5 protein-coding genes are annotated in these 4979 nt (G+C 51.4%); 4 read left to right on the forward strand and 1 reads right to left on the reverse strand.

Annotated features, from left to right (window positions below):
* Window positions 1-143: 143 nt before the first annotated feature.
* Window positions 144-740 (reverse strand): TetR/AcrR family transcriptional regulator, encoded by a 597-nt coding sequence (locus tag QZQ08_RS09530; RefSeq protein WP_296331354.1) that lies wholly within the window; start codon window positions 738-740, stop codon window positions 144-146.
* 132 nt (window positions 741-872) lie between these two features.
* Here QZQ08_RS09530 and QZQ08_RS09535 point away from each other — a divergent pair, with 132 nt between their 5' ends.
* The 4 genes from QZQ08_RS09535 (at window position 873) to QZQ08_RS09550 (ending at window position 4322) form a co-directional block, all read left to right on the forward strand.
* Window positions 873-1667, forward strand: a complete 795-nt coding sequence (locus QZQ08_RS09535; protein ID WP_296331357.1) for an MBL fold metallo-hydrolase — start codon at window positions 873-875, stop codon at window positions 1665-1667.
* A gap of 220 nt (window positions 1668-1887) precedes the next feature.
* Complete coding sequence (locus QZQ08_RS09540) at window positions 1888-2595, forward strand: class I SAM-dependent methyltransferase (RefSeq protein WP_296331360.1); 708 nt, start codon at window positions 1888-1890, stop codon at window positions 2593-2595.
* Complete coding sequence (locus QZQ08_RS09545; RefSeq protein ID WP_296331362.1) at window positions 2576-3370, forward strand: Nif3-like dinuclear metal center hexameric protein; 795 nt, start codon at window positions 2576-2578, stop codon at window positions 3368-3370. The genes QZQ08_RS09540 and QZQ08_RS09545 overlap by 20 nt, the downstream gene beginning before the upstream one ends.
* 13 nt (window positions 3371-3383) lie before the next feature.
* Complete coding sequence (locus QZQ08_RS09550) at window positions 3384-4322, forward strand: 3'-5' exoribonuclease YhaM family protein (RefSeq protein WP_296331366.1); 939 nt, start codon at window positions 3384-3386, stop codon at window positions 4320-4322.
* Window positions 4323-4979 lie beyond the last annotated feature (657 nt).

The following is a 4979-nucleotide window of genomic DNA, read 5'->3' on the forward strand; positions in this document are numbered from 1 at the left end:
CTCCAGGAGTGCATAGATACTTTAGCACCCCAAAATTTGACAAAGAACCTTTTTTTTGAAACCGGGGACTTGAAGGCAGTGCGTCCTGCTGGAACAGGGGGCGGCGCCCTTTCATCCTTACTGGTGCAGCCGCCTTTTATGAGTTAGGAGGAAAGTCCTTTAAGGATAAAGGTCATGATCCGTCCCTGCAGCCTGTACCAGTCCTGGTCTTTTGTAAACCCCATCATTTTATCGACATAAAAGGAGCCATAAAGCAAGAAGGTAAAAAGTTCATCGGCTTCTTTTTCTGTCATCTTCCCTTGGGCCTTTAGAAAAGGAACCATGATGGGGCGCTCCTTATCATAGATGCGACGCATGATCAAGCCAGCAATGGTTTCGTCCTGAAAAAGGGGCTTCCATTCAGGCTTAAAGGCCAGACGTTGACATATTGGCAGGAGACAGTCTTTTTTCAGCAGGATTTCAAGGGGAGCCTCCTGATGGATGAGATCGGCCAAGGCTTGGAAATCCTTGCGCAAGGTCCTTTCATCTTGGGCGGCTTCTTGGAGGGCCTCGTCGACTAGGTCGTTGAGGATGTCTCCCACCTGATTGTAGTGGAGATAGAACGTGGAACGCTGGACATCCGCCTTGCGGCAGAGGGCAGAGACGGTGAGTTTGTGGTACGGAGCGGCTGCAATAAGGGCAAGAAAAGCTTCCTTGAGCAGCTTTTTGGTTAGTTGGACCCTGCGATTGGATGCGGACATAGCGATTCCTCCAGAATGCAGCAAGTTGTGGGGAGATGGACAGTTTGCCCATTTTTGTCGCGGTAAATTCATCTTGTTCATTCTATCATGTGCCTATGAGAAATGATAGAAAAAAGTTGGGAGGAATCACTTATGAAACTTACGCAAATCCGCAATGCCACAAACCGGGTCGAATATGGGGGTATGACCTTTTTGATCGATCCCTGGCTGGAAGCACAGGGCAGTGTCTCCTTTGTTAAGGATTTTTCAGCTCTCGGTCTCCATATTCCCGATCCCGTAAAAGAGCAGATCCTTATGCCCATCTATGGGCTGCCCATGGAAAAAGAAGAAATCCTTGAAGGGGTTGACTGTTACATCATCACCCACCTTCATCCCGATCATATTGATTGGGCAGCAGATGGGACCGTTGGAGGGACGCTCAAAAAGGATATCCCTACCTTCTGCCAGAATGAGGAAGATACCAAAGTCCTTCGTGATTCAGGCTTTAGGAATGTGACCCTCCTTACGGCAAAAGGAATCACCGTAGGGAAGGTCATCCTATTCAAGACACCCTGCCGTCATGGTGTCATTGAACCTTGCGGCGATGCCATGGGCGTCATTTTTTCTGCGCCTGGTGAAAAGACCCTTTATCTTGCCGGGGGTACCATTTTATACGAAGGGGTCCGGACCGTGCTCCAAACCTATCATCCCGAGGTGATCATGCTCAATAGCTGTGCTGCGGAAACCATTGAAAATGGACGGCTCATCATGAATGACGAAGACATTGCTGCCGTTTCGGCCCTTGAACCTGGGGCGACCCTTTATCTGACCCATTTGGATAATGTATCCCATGCATCCTTGACGCGGCACACGCTGCGGGCGCGGCTTGCCAAACGAAATGTGACGCACTTTGTCATGCCTCTTGACGGCGAAAGCATGACTTTCTGACAGGGGGCGTCCTGACGCATTTCCTTCCATTTTCCAGAACGCTTCAAGAGGAATGAAAGCATCCTGACCGGCCTTTTAGCCCATGTCGGGATGCCTTTTTACTTCTTAGAAAATATAAATCACCGCTTCACTTATTGGCGTCTCAATTTCAGCCCTCTAAAAATGCCGAGTTTTTCCCTTTTTATGATATAATGGTACGGTACCTGAAAGGAGTGCTTTTATGATGACCGCCGGTCCGCGCCTTGATTTTCTCGCTTCTCTTGTTCCCCCCTGTGACACCTTGTGTGACGTGGGGACCGATCATGCCTACCTGCCTGTTATGGCTATCCGCCAAGGACGGGTAAAAAAAGCCATTGCTGGCGATATTGGGGAAGGTCCCTGCGAAGCGGCACGGAAAACGGTTCACAGCCATCACCTGGAAGATGTGATCTCTGTGCGCCTTGGCAGCGGACTGACGGTGATCCGTCCCGGTGAAGCAAACACGGTTGTCATTGCGGGCATGGGAGCCGGTACGATGGTAGAAATCCTTGACGCGGCACCGGAAGTCCTGGCGTCGCCCGCGCTCACGACACTCATCCTGCAGCCTATGAATGACAGCGAAAAACTGCGTCATTGGTGTGAACGATCTGGCTGGGGCATCTTGCGGGAAGAACTGGTTCAAGAAGGAGAGCGCATCTATGAAGTGCTCATCCTTCACAAAGATCCGTCCTTTCGTTATGAAGGACTGACCGACCTTGTCGGCAATGACCTTGTGCAGCACCGCCATCCGCTTCTTGAAACGTTTGTCCGCCGCCTTATCGCTAAGTATGACCGGCTTCTTTCCAGTATGGAAAAAAGTCCCAAAGCACGCCAAAGTAAACATTACCAAACATCCGTAGAGACGAAAAAACGATTGGAGGAAATCTTACATGGAAACGACTGTCAGTGACATCTGCGTCTTTATGAACGAATATGCATCCCTTACGTATGCGGAAAAATGGGATAATCCGGGCTTGCTCTTAGGTCATGTGGAAGCCCCGGTCCATAAGATCATGGTGGCCCTTGACCTGATGCCGGAAGTGGCCGAACAGGCCATTGAAGAAGAGGTGGATCTCATCATCACCCATCATCCTTTTTACTTCCATTTGCCTAGCTCCCTTGCCGTGACGGATACAAAGATGGAAGTCATGTATGAACTGATCAAGCATGATATTGCGGTCTATGCCGCCCATACCAATCTTGATGCTGCCCGCGGCGGCGTCAACGATGTCCTTGCGGACCGGCTGGGGCTGAACGATGTGACGGAAATTCCCCGTAAGGACTGTCCGGAGCAGGGACTTGCCCGCATTGGTGTCCTTGGTGAGCCGATGGAACTGAAGGATTTTGCGGCTTATGTGCGGGACCAGTTGGGCGCTGCCCATGTCACTTTTGCCGGCGGTGAGGAACCAGTCTATAAGGTCGCTGTTGTTGGTGGAGGCGGAGCTGACTTCATGGATGATGCCATGGCAGCTGGCGCGGATACGCTCGTTACAGGCGACGTAAAATATCATGTCGCCCAGAAGGCCCTCAACATGGGACTTAACCTTGTTGACGGTACGCACCAGCTGACGGAACTGCCCGTGGTGGAACATTTGGAAGACGTCCTCAATGCATGGTGTAAGGAATCGGGGCGGCATTTTGAGGTTATTCGTGCCCATGAGGACCTTGTCCTCCAAAGCATCTAAAGAAGGTGCTTTCATGATCAAAGATGTAAGACTTGGAAATGATCTGGAGCAGCCCTGCCTTGTCCGTCTGCAGAAGGTAGGCACAAGCTCCAATGGCAAGGCATACGCCCGAGGCCTTTTGGAAGATAACAGCGGAACCCTTCCCTTCATTTGCTTTGAAGCCGGTCCCATCAATCGCCTGCGCAGCATGGAGGGCCCGACGCCATTTATCATTGGGGGCCGTGTTGATGCCAATAAATATGCTTCCCCCATGGGCGGACAAAACCTGCAGGTCATCGTGCAGAAAGTTGTTCCTCCTGATGAGGAGACCGATTTATCCATGCTGCTGCCTAGAGGGTCCATCGACCTTGAGGCCTTGGAAGTGGAATTTCAGACCCTTATCGGCCGCATCCAGGATGAACCGCTTCAGCGTCTGGTCAAGCAGGTATTTTCTGGGAGGCGGTATGAACGGTTTCTTAGGAACCCAGCAGGAATGCGGCTTCATCATGCGTATGTAGGCGGCCTGCTGCATCATACGGTCTGTGTAGCCCGCTTAGCTCTCAGCATGGGCAAGACCATCGGTGGGGTGGACCTTGACCTCATCCTTGCTGGGGCCCTCCTGCATGATATCGGCAAGCTGCGGGAAATTTCCGCCGGCCTTGGCTTTCCCTATACAACGGAAGGCCGGCTCATGGGCCATATTTCCATGGGGGCCATGCTGATCAGCCGCATTGCGGAAAATATCCCGGACCTTTCCCGCATCCGTCTTGATGAGCTTCTTCATATCATCCTGTCCCATCATGGGGATCACGAAAAAGGTTCTCCCGTCTTTTGTGCGACGAAAGAAGCCTTTATTGTCCATTATGCCGATGAGACGGATGCCGTCCTGAACCAGTTCCAGACAGATGGAAAAGAAACCTGGGCTTTTAACAAGATGCTTCAGCGTTTCCTCGCGGTTAATCCTTTGGAGTGAGAAGAAAGAGAAGCTGCAAAGAAATGAGAAATCATTTCTTTGCAGCTTTTTTGGTGGGGGCAAGGTGCTGCCTGTCAGCGGACAGCACCGGCTAAGGCCGCTGGAGGCGGCTGGCTGAAAGACCTTACGGGAACGGCGCCAAACCATCCCTCTTCGAGGGTGGGCACCGAATTAAATCCGCCCTTAAACATGTTCTTCGGCTTTCCTCTGCGCTCCAAAGCAGCCTCAGAACCCTAGCGAGGAAGATTTTTCGATGGGTCAAAACCGCTGCGTGGGGAGCTTTTGCTCCATAGCCGGCCCTCGGTCCGTGTTATCGAAAAAAACAATTCGGCGCCCACGACCGATCGGGAGACGGTTTGGCGCCGGCCTTACAGTCTTTCTTCTTCTGGTCTTTTAATCCATTGCTTTTACAAATTCGGTTCAGATGGGTCCAATTGCGAGGAGCCCCCAGCCTCATCGACAAAAGAATTTTCTGTTGGATGCAGTTAACCGAAGCCCTCGGGTTTTTTCTATTTACATGATTCGAATGGGGCTCAGATTGGTCCAGATGCTAGGAAAAAAGCTGCAGGCTGACGACGTCATGCAACGAATGCCCCGTTCCGGTCTTTTCTTCCATTTGCTTTTTGCGAATTCGGTTCAGATGGGTTCAATTGCGAG

Source organism: uncultured Acidaminococcus sp. (assembly GCA_900538365.1).
GTDB lineage: Bacteria > Bacillota > Negativicutes > Acidaminococcales > Acidaminococcaceae > Acidaminococcus.